Consider the following 16,920-nt stretch of genomic DNA (forward strand, 5'->3'; position numbering starts at 1 on the left):
ACACAGTTGAGCTGGTTCAAGAGCAGCTACAGCGGCAGTGGCGGCGACAACTGCGTCGAGGTCGCCGTGTTGCCGCAGGCAGTCCACGTCCGCGACTCCAAAGACACCGGACTCCGCCCCTTCTCCGTCTCGGCCGCCGCCTGGACCGCGTTCACCGCGCACCTGTCGGTGTCTCAGATGCCCAGTACGGCCTTGGCGGTCATGAAGTAGATGAGCAGGCCGGTCGCGTCGACCAGGGTGGTGACCATCGGGGCGGACACCACCGCCGGGTCGATCCGCAGCCGCTTGGCCAGCAGCGGCATGGTGCCGCCGATGGTCGCGGCCCAGCTGCAGATGAGGATCAGGGTGATCCCGACGACCAAGGCGATCTCCGCCCCGGCGAACACCGTGCCGACGATCAGGCCGAGTGCCGCGAGCAGCGAGCCGAGCACCAGGCCGACCCGGCACTCGCGCCAGATGACCTTCAGCAGGTCCGAGCCGCGCACCTCGCCGACCGCCAGCGCGCGCACGCACGCCGTGGCGGCCTGCGCGCCCGCGTTGCCCCCGGCCCCGATGAGCAGCGGGATGAACATGGCGAGCTGGGTGACCCGTTCCAGGGTGCCCTCGAAGGCCTGGGTGACGCTGACCGTCAGCGTCGCGGCGACCAGCAGCAGACCCAGCCACAGCGCCCGCGAGCGGGCGAGCTGCCAGACCGACGCGGCCATGTAGTGCCCGGCCCAGGGCGCGGCGCCGGACTGGCGGGCCACGTCCTCGGTGTCGGCGGCCTCGATGACCTCCACCGCGTCGTCGATGGTGAGCAGCCCGACCAGGCGGTCCTCGCTGTCGACGACCGGCAGGTTGAGGTCGTTGGTGTCCCGCATCAGCCGGGCCGCGTCCTCCGCCGCGTCGGTGGCGTACGCGGACGGCGGCTCGGTGACGACCAGCTCGGAGACCATGGTGTCCGGCGGGCTGAGTACCAGCTCGCGCAGCTCGACGACGCCGGTCAGCCGCTTGCCCTGGTCGACGACGGGGAGCGTGTAGACGGTCTCGGCGTGCCCGCCCTTGGCCCGTACGGTGGCCAGCGCCTGTTCGACGGTGAGGTCCTGGGACAGCGCCACGAACTCGGGGGTCATATAGCGGCCGACGGAGCCCTCGGGGTAGCCGAGCAGCGCGGACGTCATCCGCCGTTCGTGCGCGCTCAGCCCCGCGAGCACCCGCTTGGCGACCTTGGCGGGCGCCTCGCGCAGCATCCGGGCCCGGTCGTCGGGGTCCATCGCCTCGACGAGTTCCAGGAAGGAGCGGTCCCGCAGCCCTTCGAGGATCTGCTGCTGGTCGACCGGCTCCAGCTCCTCGAAGACGTCCAGCGCCCGGTCCTTGTCGAGCAGCCGGAACGCGATGCCCGCGGTGACCCCGTCCATCCGCGCCAGTTCGTCGGCGATGACGTGCGGCGGGGTCACCTCCAGCCACTCCAGGGCGGCGTGCACCTGATGGTTCTCCACCATCTTCCGCAGCGACTCGGGCGGCTCGGAGCGGACGTCGGGCGTGGGGTGCGGCGGCATGGGGTCACGGTATCGAGACGCGTCGCGGTATCGGGTGAGGGCCATCCGGATGATCCCGTCACCCGCACAGCGAGTACCGGGCGTCCAGCGCGTGCGGGATGCGCCCGTACCCCCTTGGCTCAGAGGCACAGGCACCTGCGGCGGAGGGCACTCCCATGCGCACCACCCGGACATCCCGCACGCTCCGGCTCTACGGCCCGCTGGCCGCCGTGGGCGCGGTGGTGCTGGGGGTGCCGCTGGCGCTGTTCGCGGTGCACGAGACCGATTCCGGTACGCGACCGGCCGCCGGGGCCGGGGCCGGTATCCGGGTCACGGCCGACGGCTCCGTGGTGCGGGTCAGTACCGGCTCCTGTCCGAGCGGCGGGCGGGCCGCGCTGCTGAGCGCGGGCCGCGGCAGCTTCGCGGAGGGCAGGCAGACGGAGCTCACCGGCAGCGGCGGCGGCACGCTGAGCGCTTCCTGGCAGGGCGTCGCGCCCGGTACGTACACGGTGGCGGTGGTCTGCTCGGGCGGGGAGTCCGCGGGGTCGCGGCGGATCACCGTGACCGGCGCGCGGACGTCCACGGGTACGCCGTCCCCGGCCGCCACACCGTCCCCGGCCGCCACCGCGCCGCGCGTATCGCCGGTGTCTCCCGCGTCGCCCGCCACCGCCTCATCGCTCTCCCCCGTGCCGAGCGGGAAGGTGCGGGGCGGGTTCGGCGGCGGGGCGGGCAGCGGAATGTGGGCCGACCCGAACGTGCGGATCGCCGGGGGCGCGGCGCTCGCCGTGACGGCCGGGTCCTGCGGCGTCTGGCTGATCCGCCGCCAGCACCGCCGAAACTCCTCCTGCCCTTTCTGACTATCTCTGGTCACTTCTGACCACTTCTGACCCGTCGCCTGTACGGAGGTGAGCCCATGCGCTCCGGGAACCGGTCGCCCCGGCCGTATCGGGGATCGCGGATCAAGGCTCCGCTGGCCGGGCTGACCTCGCTGTCCGTGCTGGTCGGCGGCTGGCTGATGGCCGAAGGGGTCCGGGCCCAGGAGCAGCCGCCGCGGCCGTCCGCCGCCTCCGCCCAGCGCCAGGACCCGGAGTCCGGCCGGTCGCCCGCGGCCGCGGCCGGTGCGCTGGCGCTGCCGCCCGCGCGGCCGCTGCGGATGCGGATCGCGGCCATCGGCGTCGACACGCCGCTGATGGGGCTCGGGCTGCTCCCGGACGGCACCCTGGACACCCCTCCGGGCGACGCGACCGAGCTGGCGGGCTGGTACCGGGACGGGACCGCGCCGGGCGCCGTCGGCACCGCGCTGACCGTCGGCCATCTCGACTCCGCCACCGGGCCCGCGGTGTTCTACCGGCTCGGCGCGCTGCGCCAGGGCGACACCGTCGAGGTGGACCGCGCGGACGGGCGTACGGCCGTGTTCACGATCCACGCCGTGGAGTTGCACGAGGGCGAGGCGTTCCCCGACGAGCGGGTGTACGGCCAGGCGGACCGCCCTGAGCTACGGGTCATCACCTGCGGCGGCGGCTACGCGGGCCCGGACGCGGGCTACCAGGGCAACACGGTCGTGTACGCGCACCTCACCGACGTGATCAGCTCGGTGCGCCCGGAAACTCCCAGGTGATCATCGCGAAGGCGTCGTCGTCCTTGCCGCCCGCCGAGCGGTAGGTGGCCAGCGCGGCGTCGTTGTCCGGTTCGACGCCGACCCACATGCTGTAACAGCCACGCTCGCGGGCGAGGCGCTCCAGCGTGGCGACGAGCGCGCGGCCGATGCCGCGGCGGCGGAAGGCCTCGGCCACGCCGAGTTCGTACAGGCACATCTCGACGCCCTTGTCGGGGTGGACGAGTTCGATGCCGCTGACGAATCCGGCCGGGGCGGCGTCCTCGTAGGCGAGGAAAAGGTGGTGTCCCGCGGTGTCCAGGAAGCGGCGGGCCCACTCGGGGCGCACCGGGGAGTCGAAGAGGTGGGTGGCGGCGAGCAGTTCGTCGACGGTGTGCGCACGTCTGATCTCCATGGCGGATGTTCGTACCACAGCGGGACGGTGACCTGGACGCGAGGGGGGGTGCCGGGCCCCGGCAACGGGGGCCGGAGCGGACGGCGGCGGTCGGACGACGACGGCCGGACGGACGACGACGGCCGGCGGCAGCCGGACCGGCTGACGCGGACGCCCGTGCGCCCCGGTCCGGCGGGTCACCCAGTGACTCGCCGGACCGGGGCGCACGGCACCCAGGCCTGCCGCGCCGACGCGGCGCGACGGGCGGGCGGGCGGGCGCGGCTCAGTGGTTGCGCGGGAAGCCCAGGTCTACTCCGGCCGGGGAGTCCGACGGGTCGGGCCAGCGGGTGGTGACGACCTTGCCGCGGGTGTAGAAGTGCGTGCCGTCGTTGCCGTAGATGTGGTGGTCGCCGAAGAGCGAGTCCTTCCAGCCGCCGAAGGAGTGGTAGCCCACCGGCACCGGGATCGGCACGTTCACGCCGACCATCCCGGCCTCGACCTCTAGCTGGAAGCGGCGGGCCGCGCCGCCGTCACGGGTGAAGATCGCGGTGCCGTTGCCGAACGGCGAGGCGTTGATGAGGGCGAGGCCCTCCTCGTAGGTCTCGGCGCGCAGCACGCACAGCACCGGGCCGAAGATCTCGTCCCGGTAGGCGTCGGCGGTGACCGGGACCCGGTCGAGCAGCGACAGGCCGATCCAGTGGCCGTCCTCGTAGCCCTCGACCGTGTACCCGGTGCCGTCCAGGACGACCTCGCAGCCCTGCTCGGCGGCCCCGCGCACATACGACGCGACCTTGTCGCGGTGCGCGGCGGTGATCAGCGGGCCCATCTCGGAGGCCGGGTCGCCGCCGGGGCCGATCTTGATCTTCTCGGCGCGCTCGCGGATCTTCGCCACCAGCTCGTCGCCGGTCGCGCCGACCGCCACCACCGCGGAGATCGCCATACAGCGCTCACCGGCCGAGCCGTACGCGGCCGAGACCGCGGCGTCGGCGGCCGCGTCCAGGTCCGCGTCGGGCAGGACCAGCATGTGGTTCTTGGCGCCGCCCAGGGCCTGCACCCGCTTGCCGTTGGCCGAGGCCGTGGTGTGGATGTAGCGGGCGATCGGGGTCGAGCCGACGAACGACACGGCGGCCACGTCCGGGTGTTCGAGCAGCCGGTCCACGGCTGCCTTGTCGCCGTGCACCACGTTGAACACACCGTCCGGAAGCCCCGCCTCAGCCAGCAGTTCGGCGATCCTCATGGAGGCGGACGGGTCCTTCTCGGACGGCTTGAGCACGAAGGTGTTCCCGCAGGCGATGGCGATCGGGAACATCCACATCGGCACCATGGCCGGGAAGTTGAACGGCGTGATCCCGGCGACGACGCCGAGCGGCTGCCGGATCGAGGCGACGTCGACGCGGCTGGACACCGACGTGGACAGCTCGCCCTTGAGCTGGACCGTGATCCCGCAGGCCAGGTCGACGATCTCCAGGCCGCGCGCCACCTCGCCCAGCGCGTCCGAGTGCACCTTGCCGTGCTCGGCGGTGATCAGCTCGGCGATCTCGTCCCGGTGCGCGTCCAGCAGCGCCCGGAACTTGAACAGAATGGCGGTGCGCTGGGCCAGCGACGCGTTCCCCCAGGTCGCGTACGCCTCGCGGGCGGCGGCGACCGCGGCGTCGACCTCGTCCACGGACGCGAAGGCGACCTGGGTGGTGACCGCGCCCGTCGCCGGGTCGGTGACCGGCCCGTAGGTACCGGACGCGCCCTCGACGGTCTTGCCACCGATCCAGTGGCTGACGGTCTTCGTCATGACGTACTCCTCACAGGTGACGGCGTCGGGTGGCGACGTGCCGGTCGTACTCTTCGCGCGCCTTGACCGCCGACGGACGGTTCGCGGTCTCGGCTACGGGAACATCCCACCACGCCTGCGCGGGCGGCACGCCCGACACTGTGTCTGCCGTTTCGGTCTCTGCATAGACACCTGTGGGGCCCTCGGCCCGGCGGGCGGCCTGGAGGGCTTCGCGCAGGTCACGGACCGTTTTCGCGCGGATCACGGGCATGCCGAGGCTGGCCGCGTTGGCGGCCAGGTCGACGGGCAGCGGCGCGCCCGTGTACGTGCCGTCGTCGGCCCGGAAGCGGTAGGCGGTGCCGAACCGCTCGCCGCCGACGGACTCGGACAGGCCGCCGATGGACGCGTACCCGTGGTTCTGCAGGATCACCGTCTTGACCGGGACGCCCTCCTGGACGGCGGTGACGATCTCGGTGGGCATCATCAGATACGTGCCGTCGCCGACCAGCGCCCACACCGGCCGGTCCTGGCCGGGCTCGGCGCGCCCGTGGCCCGACCGGTCGGCGAGCGCGACGCCGATGGCGGCCGGGATCTCATAGCCCATGCAGGAGTAGCCGTACTCGACGTGGTACTGGTCGCCGGAGCGGGCGCGCCAGAGTTTGTGCAGGTCGCCGGGGAGCGAACCGGCCGCGTTGATGATCACGTCGTCGCCGGTGGCCAGCTCGTCGAGCAGGCCGAGTACCTGCGCCTGGGTGGGGCGGGCGTCCGGGTCGGGGGTCGCGTAGGCGGCGTCGACCCGCGCCTCCCAGCGGGCCTTGGCGTCGGTGTACTCGGCCTCGTAGGCGGGGTCGACGCGGTGGCCGCGCAGGGCTTCGGTCAGCGCGTCGAGCCCGGCGCGGGCGTCGGCGAGCAGCGGCAGCGCGGCCATCTTGTGCGCGTCGAACCCGGTGATGCTGAGGTTGACGAAGCGCGCCCGCGCGCCGAACAGCGTGCCGGACGCGGTGGTGAAGTCGGTGTACCGGGTGCCGACCCCGATCACCAGGTCGGCGGTACGGGCCAGCGCGTCGGCGGTCGCGGTGCCGGTGTGGCCGATGCCGCCCACGTCCGCCGGGTGGTCGTGGCGCAGCGAGCCCTTGCCCGCCTGGGTGGACGCCACCGGGACGCCGGTCGCGTCGGCCAGCGCCGCGAGCGCGTCCTGGGCCTCGCTGTGCCGGACCCCGCCGCCCGCGACGATCAGCGGCCGCCGGGCGTCGCGTACCGCCCGTACGGCCGCCGCGAGTTCACGCGCGTCGGGGGCCGGGCGGCGTACGCCCCAGGTGCGCTCGGCCAGGAACTCGTCGGGCCAGTCGTACGCCTCGGCCTGGACGTCCTGGGGCAGTGCGAGGGTCACCGCGCCGGTCCCCGCCGGGTCGGCCAGGACCCGCATGGCCTGGAGCGCGGCCGGGATCAGCGCCTCGGGGCGGGTGACGCGGTCGAAGTAGCGGGAGACCGGCCGCAGGCAGTCGTTGACGGACACATCGCCCGCGTAGGGCACTTCGAGCTGCTGGAGGACCGGGTCGGCGGGCCGGGCGGCGAAGGCGTCGCCGGGCAGCAGCAGGACGGGCAGGTGGTTGACCGTGGCCAGCGCCGCGCCGGTGACCAGGTTGGTCGCGCCGGGCCCGATGGAGGTGGTCACCGCGTGCGCGGAGAGCCTGCGGGCGTGCCGGGCGTAGCCGACGGCCGCGTGCACCATGGCCTGTTCGTTGCGGCCCTGGTGGTACGGCATCTCGTCGCGGTACTCGACCAGCGCCTGGCCGATCCCGGCCACGTTGCCGTGCCCGAAGATGCCCCAGGTCGCGCCGATCAGCCGCCGCCGGACGCCGTCCCGCTCGGTGTACTGCCGGGCCAGGAACGCCACCAGCGCCTGGGCGACGGTGAGTCTCACCGGTATCCCTCCGGGTGGTCGGGGTGGAAGCTGATGCGCCAGGCGCGTTCGTCGCCCGGACCCGCCATGACGTTCAGGTAGTACAGGGTGTGTCCTGGCTGGGCGATGGACGGGCCGTGCCAGCCGTCGGGCACCAGCACCGCGTCGCCGCTGCGGACCTCGGCGAGCACGTCCGTGCCGCCCGGCCTGGACGGCGAGACCCGCTGGTAGCCGAGGCCGGGCCGTCCCTGGTCGCCTTCCTCGATCTCGTAGTAGTAGATCTCCTCCAGTTCGGCCTCCTGGCCCGGCCGGTGCTCGTCGTGCTTGTGCGGCGGGTACGAGGACCAGTTGCCGCCGGGCGTCAGCACTTCGACGGCGATCAGCCGGTCCGCGTCGAAGACCCCTGCCGCCCCGAAGTTGCGCACCTCGCGGGCGCGGTTGCCGCTCCCCCGCCGTTCCACGGGAACCTCCGGCGCGGGGCCGTAGCGGGCGGGGAGTCGGCGCTCGCACTTCGCTCCTGCCAGGGCGAAGCGGCCTCCCGCACCGGAGGCGATCTGGGCGTGGGCGTCGCGCGGGACGTACGCGAAGTCGCTGACCCCACTGAACACACTTTCCCTGCCCAGGAGTTCAAAGGCCCCACCGTCCACATGCACGGTACAGCCACCGCTCAGCGGAAGCACGATCCACTCGCTGTCCCCGGCGGCCAGCTGGTGCGTGCCGCCCGGCGGCAGCTCGACGACCCGCAGCCCGGCGTACCCCCAGCCAGCCCGCTTGGGGTCGATGTCCAGCGTGTACGGCCCGCTGGCCGTACTGCCTGCCGGCAGATGCATCACGGCTCCCTTCGGTCGGTGTCAGCCCTGGCGGCCTGTCGGTCGCTGGCACCATCGGCCTGTTGGCCGTCGTCGGCCTGTCGGTCGCTGGCGACCCGGCCGCGTTCCAGGGCCTCGGCCACCTCGTGCGGGTACGGCATGGCGGACGAGCAGGCCAGGCGGGAGGCGACGAGGGCCCCGGCGGCGTTGGCGTACCGCATGGTCCGCGCCAGCTCCCAGCCGTCCAGCAGCCCGTGACACAGCGCGCCGCCGAAGGCGTCACCCGCGCCGAGTCCGTTGACGACCTCGACGGGCAGCGGCGGCACCTCGACGCTCCCGCCCGCGCGGTTCACGGCCAGGACGCCCTTCGGGCCCTGCTTGACGACGGCGAGTTCGACGCCCGCGTCGAGCAGCGCGCGGGCGGCGGCGTGCGGCTCGCGCTCGCCGGTGGCGACCTCGCACTCGTCCACGTTGCCGACGGCGACGGTGGTGTGCCGGAGCGCTTCGGCGTAGTGCGCACGCGCCCGGTGCTGGTCGGTCCAGAACATCGGCCGCCAGTCCAGGTCGAAGACCGTCGCCCCCGCCTTCGCCCGGTGGGTGAGCGCCGCGAGCGTGGCCGACCGGCTCGGCTCTTCGCTCAGCCCGGTCCCGGTCACCCAGAACACGCGCGCCGACCGGACCGCGTCCAGGTCCAGTTCGTCGGCGCGGATCTCCAGGTCGGGGGCCTTGGGCTGGCGGTAGAAGTACAGCGGGAAGTCGTCCGGCGGGAAGATCTCGCAGAAGGTGACCGGCGTCGGCAGCCCCGGCACCCCCGTCACCCACCGGTCGTCGACGCCGAACTCGCGCAGCGCCTGGTGCAGATACGCGCCGAACGCGTCCTCACCGGTACGGGTGATCACGGCCGCGCGCCGCCCGAGCCGGGCCGCGGCGACGGCCACGTTCGCGGCGGAGCCGCCGAGGAACTTGCCGAAGGTGTCCACCTGGGCGAGCGGGACGCCGGTGCGCAGGGGGTAGAGGTCGACTCCGATCCGCCCCATGGTGACGACGTCGTACGCGCCGCGATGGTCGGTTGCCGCCATGCACGCCCCTTCAGCCGCGGGTCCGCCGGGTGTCGCCGGGTGTCGCTGGGTGTCGCTGGGTGTCGTCGGCCGGTCCCCGGTCCCCGGTCCAGTCCCAGATCTAGTCCCGTCGCCCGAACCCTGTCAATCTTTTGTCCTGACATATAAGCCGGTTAAACCGTGACCGGCCTTGACACCCGCTTCCCACCGCCTGAAGGGTGACGCTCATGACGCCGCCGTCACCCCTGTCCCATATCCGCATCGGCTCCGCCCCCGACTCCTGGGGCGTGTGGTTCCCGGACGACCCCCGGCAAGTCCCCTGGCAGCGCTTCCTCGACGAGGTCGCCGACTCCGGCTACACGTGGATCGAGCTCGGCCCGTACGGCTATCTGCCCACCGACCCGGCCCGGCTGCGCGAGGAGACCGGGCGGCGCGGGCTGCGGATCAGCGCGGGCACCGTCTTCGCCGCGCTGCACCACGGACCCGCCGCGTGGGACGTGGCCTGGTCCCATGTCGTACGCGTCGCGGAGCTGACCCGCGCGGCGGGCGCCGGTCATCTGGTCGTCATCCCGTCCTTCTGGCGCGACGACAAGACCGGAAAGGTCCTGGAGGACCGCGAGCTGACGCCCCGGCAGTGGCGCTGGCTGGCGTCCGGCGCGGAGCGCCTGGGCCGGGAGCTGTGGGAGCGGTTCGGCCTGCGCGTCGTCGTCCATCCGCACGCGGACACCCACATCGACACCGCACCGCACGTCGCCCGCTTCCTCGACGCCACCGACCCGGATCTGGTCTCGCTGTGCCTGGACACCGGGCACTACGCGTACTGCGGCGGCGACAGCGTCCGGCTGATCGAGACGTACGGGCCGCGGATCGGCTATCTGCACCTCAAGCAGGTGGACCCGGACGTCCTGGCGGACGTACGGGCCGACGACCTGCCGTTCGGCCCCGCGGTGGCCCGCGGGGTGATGTGCGAGCCGCCGCGCGGCGTACCCGCGCTGCCGCCCGTGCTCCGGGCGGCGCAGGCGCTGGACGTCGACCTCTTCGCGATCGTCGAGCAGGACATGTACCCCTGTCCCCCCGACCGGCCGTACCCGATCGCCCGCCGCACCCGGCGCTACCTCCGCGGCTGCGGCGCGTAACTCACCACAGTCACCAGCGTCCCGCCCCCGTCCCACATGTCACAGTCACGCGGGTTTTCCGTCACACCCCGTCAACAGAACCTCCCGCACGGTCACTGACTGTCGTTGTCCGGGCACAGGCTGAGTGATCGCCCCTCTCGACGGCTCCCCCGGCCGCCGCTGCGGCGCGCACATGGAGGTTCGCACCGATGACCGACCGCCGACTCTGGTCGTACAAGGAGATCGCCGCGCATATCCGGGTCCAGCCGGACACCGTGCGCTCCTACCGAAAACACGGGCTGCTCCCACCCCCCGACCACGTCGAGGGCGGCAAGCCCTACTGGTACGCGGACACCGTCCGGGCCTGGGTCGCCAGCCGCCCCAGCAACCGGGGCCGCAAGCTGGAGTGACGCCGCCCGGACCACACCTGACAGGCGGCGCCCCACAGGGGGCGCCGCCTGTGCCGCTCGCCGTCGCACGGGCCGCCGGTCAGCGCCTCGCGCAGTAACCGGCGTACGGGGCGCGGCTGGGGGCGCGGTACTGGTCGACCTGCCGCTCGGCCTCCGCGTTGACGGCCCTGACGCGGTCGCGGGTCGACTGGTCGATGCCGTGATAGCCCTTCTGTGAGGCGTGGACCGCCAGGCCCACGCCCTCGATCTGGGCGTCGAGCGCCTTCGACAGCTTCACCAGCTCCGCGTGGACGACGGCGAACGTCTCGTAGAGGAACTGGGCTTCGCGGAACTCCCGCGACCCGAGCTGGCCGCGTGTCATGCGGACGCCGTCCGACATCCTCCCGGCGTCCGCGTCGGAGCCGCTCAACTCCGCGAGCAGGGTGCCGACTCGCTTCCTGAAGCCCGCCATCGCCTGGGCTTCGACCCGCACCCCCCACTGTCCCGCCACTCTTCCGCCCACTCCTCCGCCTCCCCGCGACACCCCCAGCCAGTTACGGAAAGTCACTATAGCTACCCCCTGTGACATTCGCGTGTCCGCCGCCGCGCGACCTCACCAGGACTCCAGCTCGACCGTCCGGCCCGGCGGTGGCGTCGAATCCCCGCCCGCCGCGCGCAGCTTGAGTGCCAGGAGCGGGAAGGTCAGTACGGACACCATCCCGGCCCCCACCAGTGCCGCCGCCTCGCCGGACTCCAGCGCGCCGTCGTCCAGGCCGAGCGTGGTGATCGCCACCACGAGTGGAAGCGCCGTGGAGGAGTACAGGGTCAGGGCTCGGCGATCGCGCGGGGACAGGTCGCGCGGGGCGAGGAACCAGACCGGCAGGCCGCGTACGACCAGGAAGAGCAGCAGGAAAGCGGGGAGGAGGAGCAGCGCGCGGCCGCCGTCCAGGAGGGCCTTCAGGTCGAACTCGACGCCGGTGACGACGAAGAAGAGCGGCACGAGGAAGCCGAAGCCCATGCCCTCGATCTTGCCCAGCACGGCGTCGGCGCTGTCCGGGGCGGCCCCGTGCAGCACCAGGCGGGTGATCATCCCGGCCGCGAACGCGCCCAGGAGCATGTCCAGGCCGAGGAGTTGCGACGCGCCGAGCATCAGGGCGAGCAGCAGCACCACCAGGCGTACCGCGAACTGGCCGCTGGTGTGCAGGGTCTTGGCGATGACTCGCGCGAACCACGGCGGGCGGGGGCGCAGCGCCCAGCAGACGGCCGCCGCGGTGAGCAGCGCGAAGGCCGCGAGTACGACCGTGGAGCGGCCCGGCGAGCGGCTGCCGAGCAGCAGCGCCATGGCGATGATCGGGCCGAACTCCCCGACCGCGCCGAACGCCATCATGACCGTGCCGAAGCGGCTGCGCAGGTCTCCGGCGTCCCGCAGGACGGGCAGGACGGTGCCCAGGGCGGTGCTGGTCAGCGCCACGCCGATGTAGACGCCCTTGTCGAAGCCGCCCGCCAGCAGCATGGCGAGCGCGAGCCCCAGGACGAGCGTGATCAGCCAGGCCCAGACGGAGCGCCGCAGGGTGTCGCCGCGCGTCTTGTCGAACTGGATCTCGTATCCGGCGAGGAAGATGAGCATCGCCAGGCCGAGTTCGGCGAGCGCGTCGATCACCTCGCCGTGCCCGGCCCAGCCCAGGACGTCGGGGCCGATGACGATGCCGAGCAGGATCTCGAAGATCACCAGGGGGACGGGCAACCAGCGGCTGACCCCGTACGCGAGAAGCGGCGCCAGGACCGCGATGGACATGATCAGAATCAGCGTCCCAGACTGCGCCATAGCGGATTTTTACCATAAGATTTGGACAAAACGGCCGTATATGGAGTACGGAGTGATGCGCTGTGAGCCTGCCGCCCGACACTGGCCCGACTCCGCCTCCGCCTCCGCCGCCTCCGCCGCCCCCTCCCTCGCGATCGTCGCGCCCGGCCGCCGGTACGACCTCGCCGCCCCCCGCCGCCCCCGAGATCAGCCGGGGCCTGTGGAAGCGGTGCCTGTGGGGCGGCCTCGCCCTGTGGGTGCTGACCGCGATCGTCACGTACGCCACCAAGAACACCACCCTGCTGCCGACCCTGATCCTGCTCGGCAGCTTCCTGGTGCCCGCCGTGTTCGTGCTGTGGGCGTACGAGCGCCACGGCGGCGACCTCGGCGTGGGCCTCATCCTGGGCTGCTTCCTGACCGGCGGCGTGCTCGGCGTCCTGGGGGCGTCGGTGATGGAGTACTACCTGCTGCACCCGTCGGTGTGGATGTTCCTCGGCGTGGGGCTCATCGAGGAGGCGGTGAAGCTCCTCGCGCTGATGTACGTGCTGCGCCGCCGTCCGGGCGTCCGCGGGCTGCGCGCGGGCATCGTGCTCGGCGCGTCGGTCGGCTTCGGGTTCGCGGCCTTCGAGAGCGCGGGGTACGCCTTCAACGCCGCCGTGACCATGCGGGGCATCGACCTGCGGGCTCTGGTGGAGACCGAGGTGCTGCGCGGGGTGCTCGCGCCGTTCGGGCACGGGCTGTGGACGGCGATCGCGGGCGCGGTGCTGCTGGCGTACCGCCGCCCGGACGGCCGGTTCCGCTTCGCCGGGCCTGTGGTGCTCACCTATCTCGGGGTGGCCGTGCTGCACGCGCTGTGGGACTCGATGCACGGGATCGCGGTCTGGCTGGTCGCCGTGCTGACCACCAGCGACCTCCAGCGGTCGCTGTTCGCGCAGGGGTACATCCCCGAGCCGACCTCCCAGCAACAGCACCTCTTCACGTTGTTCTCGGTGGGGGGACTGGTGGCGATCTCCTTGGCGGCCATCGGCTGGGCGCGTTCGCTCGCGCACCGGGACCCCTCTTGGAAACGTACCCCCTAGGGGTATACAGTGATGAGTGTCAGGCGGGCTCGGAATTCCGGGTTCCGTTCAGTCCGCCGCACGCCATGCCGCCACGCGCGCGTACGTCTTCGGCCGCGCACCATCCGACGAGGAGAACGCCATGACCGCCCAGACCGAGACCCCCAAGGCCGAGACCGGCTCCTGCTGCACTGCCGACGGCTCCTGCCACTCCACCCCGGCGGCCGACGAGCAGCAGGGCGCCGTGACCGTCGTCTACCAGGTCAGCGGGATGACCTGCGGTCACTGCGAGGGCGCCATCGCCAGCGAGATCTCCGAGATCGCCGGGGTCACCTCCGTGAAGGCCGTCGCCGCCACCGGTGAGGTGACCGTGGTCTCCGAGGCCCCGCTCGACGAGGCCGCCGTACGTGCCGCCGTGGACGAGGCGGGCTACGAGCTCACCGGCAAGGCCGCCTGAGTCGTACGTTGGGGGTGTCGCGGGAGTGCCCTCGCGACACCCCCGGCACGCACGACCCCCAGAGCACCAGGACGCACCCATGACCAGCGCGGCGACACACGGCATGCCGGCCGTGGACGGCTCCGAGACCGAGCTCGCCATCGGCGGGATGACCTGCGCCTCCTGCTCCGCCCGCATCGAGAAGAAGCTGAACCGCATGCCGGGCGTGTCCGCGTCCGTCAACCTCGCCACCGAGAAGGCGAAGGTCGCGTACGGGGACGGGGTCGAGGTCGCCGACCTGGTGGCCACCGTCGAGAAGCTCGGGTACTCCGCACGGGAGCTGCCCCCGTCCACGCCGACCGCGCCGACCGCGTCGCCTACGTCGCCCGCGCCGACCGCGCCGTCGGCTCCGGCCGCCGCACCGTCCGCGCCGGAGGCGGAACCGGCGACGACGGCGGCGGCCGGGCCGGAGTCGGCAGCGGAAACCCGTGCCGTCGGCGCGCTGCGGCAGCGCGTACGCGTCTCCGCCGTGCTCGCGCTGCCCGTGGTGCTGCTGGCCATGGTTCCGGCTCTGCAGTTCGACAACTGGCAGTGGCTGTCCCTGACACTCGCCGCGCCCGTCGTCGTCTGGGGCGGGCTGCCCTTCCACCGGGCCACCTGGGCGAACGCCAAGCACGCCGCCGCCACCATGGACACCCTGATCTCGGTCGGCACCCTCGCGGCGTTCGGCTGGTCGCTGTGGGCGCTGTTCTTCGGGGACGCGGGGATGCCCGGAATGCGGCACGGCTTCGACCTGACGATCTCCCGCACCGACGGCGCGAGCACCATCTACCTAGAGGTCGCCGCGGGCGTCATCACGTTCATCCTGCTCGGCCGCTATCTGGAGGCCCGGTCCAAGCGGAAGGCGGGCGCCGCGCTGCGGGCGCTGCTCACCCTCGGCGCCAAGGACGTGTCCGTACTGCGGGATGGAGCGGAGGTAAGGATTCCGGTCGAGCGGCTGGCGGTCGGGGACCTCTTCGTCGTACGGCCGGGCGAGAAGATCGCCACCGACGGCACCGTCACCGAGGGCTCCTCGGCCGTGGACGCGTCGATGCTGACCGGCGAGTCCGTCCCGGCGGACGTCACCGTCGGGGACGCGGTGGCCGGTGGCTGTGTGAACACCGCGGGACGCCTGGTCGTCACGGCGACACGGGTCGGCGCGGACACCCAGCTGGCCCGGATGGCGAAGCTCGTCGAGGACGCGCAGGCCGGAAAGGCCGCGGTGCAGCGCCTGGCGGACCGCGTCTCGGCCGTGTTCGTGCCGGTCGTCATGGCGATCGCGGTCGGCACGCTGGTCGCCTGGCTCGCCTTCACGGGCGACGCGGGCGCCGCCTTCACGGCCGCGGTCGCGGTGCTGATCATCGCCTGCCCGTGCGCGCTCGGCCTGGCCACGCCGACCGCGCTGCTGGTCGGCACTGGGCGCGGCGCCCAGCTCGGCATCCTGATCAAGGGGCCCGAGGTGCTGGAGTCCACGCGCCGGGTCGACACCGTCGTCCTGGACAAGACCGGGACCGTGACCAGCGGGCGGATGCGGCTGCGCGAGGCGTACGCCGCGGACGGCACGGGCGGTCCGGGCACCGCCGACGCCACGGACGCCACCGGATCCGGCTCCACCGCCGCTAGCCGCACCGCCACCGACGCCACCGCCGGCGCCCCCGCCACGGCAGGCGCCACCGACACCGCAGGCGCCACCGACGCCGACAGCGTGCGGACGCTGCTGCGGCTGGCGGGCGGCCTGGAGCACGCGTCCGAGCACCCCGTCGCCCAGGCCATCGCGGACGGCGCCGCCGCGCGGGTCGGCGCCCTGCCCGCGGCCGAGGACTTCGAGAGCGTCGCGGGGCTCGGCGTACGCGGCACGGTGGACGGGCACCGGGTGCTCGTCGGCCGGGAGCGGCTGCTCGCGGAGGCCGGAATCGCGCTCCCGGACGGGCTCGCCCGCGCCAAGGCGGCGGCCGAGGCCCAGGGGCGTACCGCCGTGGCCGTGGCCTGGGACGGCGCGGCGCGCGGCGTGCTCACGGTCGCCGACGCGGTCCGGGAGACCAGCGCCGAAGCGGTCGGCCGGCTGCGCGGGCTCGGCCTGCGGCCTGTGCTGCTGACCGGCGACAACCAGGCGGTCGCCGACGCGGTCGCGGCCGAGGTCGGCATCGACGAGGTGTACGCCGAGGTGCTGCCGCAGGACAAGGTGGCCGTGGTGGAGCGGCTGCGGCGGGACGGACGCACCGTGGCGATGGTGGGCGACGGCGTCAACGACGCGGCCGCGCTGGCCACCGCCGATCTGGGCCTGGCCATGGGAACCGGCACGGACGCGGCGATCGAGGCCGGTGACCTCACGCTCGTCCGGGGCGACCTGCGGGTGGCCGCGGACGCGATCCGGCTGTCCCGCAGGACCCTGGCCACCATCAAGGGCAACCTGTGCTGGGCCTTCGGCTACAACGTCGCCGCGCTGCCGCTGGCCGCCGCCGGGCTGCTCAATCCGATGATCGCGGGCGCGGCTATGGCCTTCTCGTCGGTCTTCGTGGTGACCAACAGCCTTCGACTCAGGTCCTTCACATAGTCACTACAGGGCACGCAATACCCTTACGCTCGGGACCGGATCGGGATTCGGTCCCTCTTGCACCGCTACGGCGCCTGTGCAAGAGACGTAGATCACAGTGATTCCCGCGTAACCATTCGCGGGGGTCGCGGGTCTAAGTAGGGGATGGCGGAGATGTCTTGGGGGACGTGTCCGCCGTCGGGGGACGTCTTGGGGGACGTCTCCGGGATGTTGTTGGCCGGGGCACGTGCACCGGGGAGCTTGAGCGGCCCTCCCGTACGTACGCGTCCCGGCGGACCGCATGCGGCACCACGCAGGACCACGCGGACACCCGAGCGGATCCCGTGGGGGGAATCCGCTTCGGGAAAGGGGAAGCGCCCCGTCAGTCGGCCCGTGGGGGGTCCGGCTGCGGGGCGCTTTTCCGGCTGCGGGGCGCTTTCCGGCTGCGGGCGGGCGCGATCCGCGCGGCGGCGGTCTCCGCGCGCGAGGACGGTCGCCGCGAGGCG

At 73.1% G+C, this 16,920-nt stretch carries 16 protein-coding genes; 8 read left to right on the forward strand and 8 right to left on the reverse strand.

The features are described from left to right. The first annotated feature begins 6 nt into the window (after positions 1-6). Complete coding sequence (locus ACX6XY_RS05995; protein ID WP_460327281.1) at positions 7-210, forward strand: DUF397 domain-containing protein; 204 nt, start codon at positions 7-9, stop codon at positions 208-210. On the opposite strand, the gene mgtE is transcribed toward ACX6XY_RS05995, so the two are convergent. After that, complete coding sequence (gene mgtE / locus ACX6XY_RS06000) at positions 174-1,538, reverse strand: magnesium transporter (RefSeq protein ID WP_460327180.1); 1,365 nt, start codon at positions 1,536-1,538, stop codon at positions 174-176. The two genes, ACX6XY_RS05995 and mgtE, sit on opposite strands and share 37 nt — an antisense overlap. Before the next feature lie 155 nt (positions 1,539-1,693). On the opposite strand from mgtE, the gene ACX6XY_RS06005 reads away from it, so the two are divergent. Beyond that, entirely contained in the window at positions 1,694-2,374 is a 681-nt protein-coding gene (locus ACX6XY_RS06005; RefSeq protein WP_460327182.1) for a hypothetical protein, read from the forward strand. Between the two features lie 56 nt (positions 2,375-2,430). Next, positions 2,431-3,135 (forward strand): class F sortase, encoded by a 705-nt coding sequence (locus ACX6XY_RS06010; RefSeq protein WP_460327184.1) that lies wholly within the window; start codon positions 2,431-2,433, stop codon positions 3,133-3,135. Here ACX6XY_RS06010 and ACX6XY_RS06015 read toward each other — a convergent pair. The 5 genes from ACX6XY_RS06015 to iolC all read right to left on the reverse strand — a co-directional run bounded on the left by ACX6XY_RS06015 (position 3,104) and on the right by iolC (position 9,061). Next, positions 3,104-3,526 (reverse strand): GNAT family N-acetyltransferase, encoded by a 423-nt coding sequence (locus ACX6XY_RS06015; RefSeq protein ID WP_460327186.1) that lies wholly within the window; start codon positions 3,524-3,526, stop codon positions 3,104-3,106. The two genes, ACX6XY_RS06010 and ACX6XY_RS06015, sit on opposite strands and share 32 nt — an antisense overlap. A 262-nt stretch (positions 3,527-3,788) precedes the next feature. After that, positions 3,789-5,291 carry a CoA-acylating methylmalonate-semialdehyde dehydrogenase gene (gene mmsA, locus ACX6XY_RS06020; RefSeq protein WP_460327187.1) on the reverse strand — a complete coding sequence of 501 codons (1,503 nt, stop codon included), beginning with the start codon at positions 5,289-5,291 and terminating at the stop codon, positions 3,789-3,791. A 10-nt stretch (positions 5,292-5,301) separates the two neighbouring features. Beyond that, entirely contained in the window at positions 5,302-7,236 is a 1,935-nt protein-coding gene (iolD, locus tag ACX6XY_RS06025) for a 3D-(3,5/4)-trihydroxycyclohexane-1,2-dione acylhydrolase (decyclizing) (protein ID WP_460327283.1), read from the reverse strand. Beyond that, complete coding sequence (gene iolB / locus ACX6XY_RS06030; protein WP_460327189.1) at positions 7,191-8,003, reverse strand: 5-deoxy-glucuronate isomerase; 813 nt, start codon at positions 8,001-8,003, stop codon at positions 7,191-7,193. Before iolB ends, iolD begins: the two co-directional genes overlap by 46 nt. Next, positions 8,003-9,061: a 5-dehydro-2-deoxygluconokinase gene (iolC, locus tag ACX6XY_RS06035; protein ID WP_460327192.1), complete on the reverse strand. Its 1,059-nt coding sequence runs from the start codon at positions 9,059-9,061 to the stop codon at positions 8,003-8,005. The genes iolB and iolC overlap by 1 nt, the downstream gene beginning before the upstream one ends. Positions 9,062-9,267: 206 nt before the next feature. On the opposite strand from iolC, the gene ACX6XY_RS06040 reads away from it, so the two are divergent. Both ACX6XY_RS06040 and ACX6XY_RS06045 read left to right on the forward strand, forming a co-directional pair. Beyond that, positions 9,268-10,176 (forward strand): sugar phosphate isomerase/epimerase family protein, encoded by a 909-nt coding sequence (locus ACX6XY_RS06040; RefSeq protein WP_460327194.1) that lies wholly within the window; start codon positions 9,268-9,270, stop codon positions 10,174-10,176. Between the two features lie 188 nt (positions 10,177-10,364). Beyond that, on the forward strand, positions 10,365-10,565 hold the full coding sequence (locus tag ACX6XY_RS06045) for a helix-turn-helix transcriptional regulator (protein WP_460327196.1): 201 nt from the start codon (positions 10,365-10,367) through the stop codon (positions 10,563-10,565). Between the two features lie 79 nt (positions 10,566-10,644). On the opposite strand, the gene ACX6XY_RS06050 is transcribed toward ACX6XY_RS06045, so the two are convergent. Both ACX6XY_RS06050 and ACX6XY_RS06055 read right to left on the reverse strand, forming a co-directional pair. Then, a complete protein-coding gene (locus ACX6XY_RS06050) occupies positions 10,645-11,055 on the reverse strand; it encodes a hypothetical protein (protein WP_460327198.1) in 411 nt (136 codons plus the stop codon). 102 nt (positions 11,056-11,157) lie between these two features. Next, complete coding sequence (locus ACX6XY_RS06055; RefSeq protein WP_460327200.1) at positions 11,158-12,369, reverse strand: cation:proton antiporter; 1,212 nt, start codon at positions 12,367-12,369, stop codon at positions 11,158-11,160. Between the two features lie 197 nt (positions 12,370-12,566). On the opposite strand from ACX6XY_RS06055, the gene ACX6XY_RS06060 reads away from it, so the two are divergent. The 3 genes from ACX6XY_RS06060 to ACX6XY_RS06070 all read left to right on the forward strand — a co-directional run bounded on the left by ACX6XY_RS06060 (position 12,567) and on the right by ACX6XY_RS06070 (position 16,435). Then, positions 12,567-13,427 carry a PrsW family intramembrane metalloprotease gene (locus tag ACX6XY_RS06060; RefSeq protein WP_460327285.1) on the forward strand — a complete coding sequence of 287 codons (861 nt, stop codon included), beginning with the start codon at positions 12,567-12,569 and terminating at the stop codon, positions 13,425-13,427. A gap of 121 nt (positions 13,428-13,548) precedes the next feature. Continuing rightward, positions 13,549-13,863, forward strand: coding sequence for a heavy-metal-associated domain-containing protein (locus ACX6XY_RS06065; protein WP_460327202.1), 315 nt, complete (start codon positions 13,549-13,551; stop codon positions 13,861-13,863). A 79-nt stretch (positions 13,864-13,942) separates the two neighbouring features. Beyond that, positions 13,943-16,435 (forward strand): heavy metal translocating P-type ATPase, encoded by a 2,493-nt coding sequence (locus ACX6XY_RS06070; protein WP_460327204.1) that lies wholly within the window; start codon positions 13,943-13,945, stop codon positions 16,433-16,435. Positions 16,436-16,920 lie beyond the last annotated feature (485 nt).

It is taken from the genome of Streptomyces sp. O3 (genome assembly GCF_054788135.1).